This window comes from Streptomyces griseorubiginosus, assembly GCF_017614965.1.
GTDB lineage: Bacteria > Actinomycetota > Actinomycetes > Streptomycetales > Streptomycetaceae > Streptomyces > Streptomyces griseorubiginosus_B.
Genome location: NZ_WVUG01000579.1, coordinates 1 through 2131 on the forward strand (window position 1 = coordinate 1; position 2131 = coordinate 2131).

Consider the following 2131-nt stretch of genomic DNA (forward strand, 5'->3'; position numbering starts at 1 on the left):
CCGTGCACCCGCGCGGCGAGCAGCGTGACCCCGAACCCCAGCTCGGCGAGCAACGCCCCGAACGCCCCGTTGAGTTCGTAGCAGAACCCTCCCCGCCGCGCTCCCACCACCTTGTCCAGCAGTCGCTTCTCCTCCAGCACGATCTCCTCTCCCAGATGCACGGACAGGTTCTCGAACGGCACCTGCCGCAGGTGCCGCAGATGCAGGTCGAGCAGTACGTCGGCGGTGGGCGCGGTGGGCCATGCCGGGGGCTCGATCCCCAGGCGGCGGAGATAGGCGTCGACCTGTGCGATGTGCATGCCCTCAGTCTCGCGCGACCGCCGGCCGTCCGCCGAGGTCCGTGACGGCGAGCGCCCCGTCCCGGTCGGTCCGCATGACCACGGCACCCTCGGCCCGCAGCGCCGCGACCGTGCTGGGAGCCGGATGTCCGTACGGGTTGTCCTCCCCGCAGCTGATCAGCGCGATCCGCGGTGCCACCCTGCGTATCAGCTCCGGATCCTGGTACGCGGAGCCGTGATGGGCGACCTTGAGCACGTCCACCCCGCCCAGCAGCGCACCCTGCGGTGACCTCAGCAGAGCCTGCTGGGCCGGCGGTTCGAGGTCCCCGAGCAGCAGCAGCCGCAGCCCCGCCGAGTGGACCAGCATGGCGACGCTGGCGTCGTTCGGCCCGTCCGGGTCCGGCGCCGGGGCCGGCGGGGGCCACAGCACCTGCCAGGACAGCGACCCGGTGCGCCGTACCTCCCCGGCGACGGCACGGGTGAGCGGGATGTGGCGCGCCGCCGCCTCCCTGCCGACGAACTCGACCTGGTCCGCGGGCTCCTGGAACCCGGTCGTCTCGATCGCGCCCACCGAACGCCCTCGCAGCACTCCCGGCAGTCCCGCCACGTGATCGGCGTGGAAGTGGGTGAGCACGACGAGCGGGACGCGGGTGATCCCGAGGGCGCGCAGACAGTGGTCGACCAGCCTGGGGTCGGGCCCGGCGTCCACGACCACACCGGCGCCGTCCCCCGCCGCGAGCACCGTCGCATCGCCCTGGCCCACATCGCACATGGCGAACCGCCACCCCGGCGGCGGCCACCCCGTGATCACCCGGGTCAGCGGCGGTGGCTGCACGACGACGAGCAGCAGCAGAAGCCCGCACACCGCGCACAGCCACGGGTGCCGCAGCAGCCGCCGTCCGACCAGGACCACGACCACCGTGACCAGGGCCAGCAGCAACGCCCCGCCCCAGCTGCCGGGCCAGTCCACTCCCCCGCCGGGCAAAGCCGCCCCGGCGCGGGCGACACCCGCGATCCACCCGGCGGGCCAACTCGCGCACCACGCCAGCGCCTCGGCCACGGGCATCGCCACCGGTGCCGTCGCCAGCGCGGCGAAGCCCAGTACGGTGGCCGGGGCCACGGCGACCTCGACGAGCAGGTTGCACGGCACCGCCACCAGGCTCACCCGCGCCGACAGCACGGCGACGACCGGCGCGCACAGGGCCTGCGCCGCGGCCGCCGCGGCCAGCCCCTCGGCCAGCCTGGGCGGAACCCGGTGCCGCCGCAGCGCCTCGCTCCAGCGCGGGGCGAGGACGAGCAGCGCGCCGGTGGCCAGCACGGAGAGCAGGAAGCCGTAACTGCGCGACAGCCAGGGGTCGTAGAGCACCAGCAGCAGGACGGCCGTCGCCAGCGCCGGGATCAGCGATCTGCGGCGCCCGGTCGCCAGGGCCAGCAGCACGACGGCGCCGCAGGCGGCGGCGCGCAGCACACTCGGGTCCGGGCGGCACACGACGACGAACCCGAGGGTGAGCGCCCCGCCGAGCACCGCGGTCGCGCGCAGCGGAATGCCGAGCCTGGGCGCGAGCCCTCGGCGCTCCACCAACTGGGCCATGCCGGGCGGTCCGATGAGCAGGGCGAGGATGATCGTGAGGTTGCTGCCGGAGACCGCGAGGGTGTGCGCGAGGTCCGTCTCCTCGAAGGCCTCGTCCAGCTCCGGGCCGATCCGCGAGGTGTCGCCGACGACCAGCCCCGGCAGCAGGGCCCGGGCGTCCTCGGGCAATCCGTCGGTCGCCTCCCGCAGCCCGCCCCGCAAGCGCCCGGCGAACCGTTGTGCCGCCGACGGTCCGCCCACCACCTCCGGCACGCCCTTCCCC

2 protein-coding genes are annotated in these 2131 nt (G+C 75.0%); both read right to left on the reverse strand.

The genetic code is table 11. The annotated features are described in order from the left end of the window. On the reverse strand, window positions 1-299 hold a 299-nt coding region (locus tag GRC12_RS43845), incomplete at its 3' end, for an arylamine N-acetyltransferase (RefSeq protein ID WP_208786005.1). A 4-nt stretch (window positions 300-303) separates the two neighbouring features. After that, window positions 304-2131, reverse strand: a 1828-nt coding sequence (locus GRC12_RS43850) for a ComEC/Rec2 family competence protein (RefSeq protein ID WP_244374681.1), incomplete at its 5' end; no start/stop codon positions are given.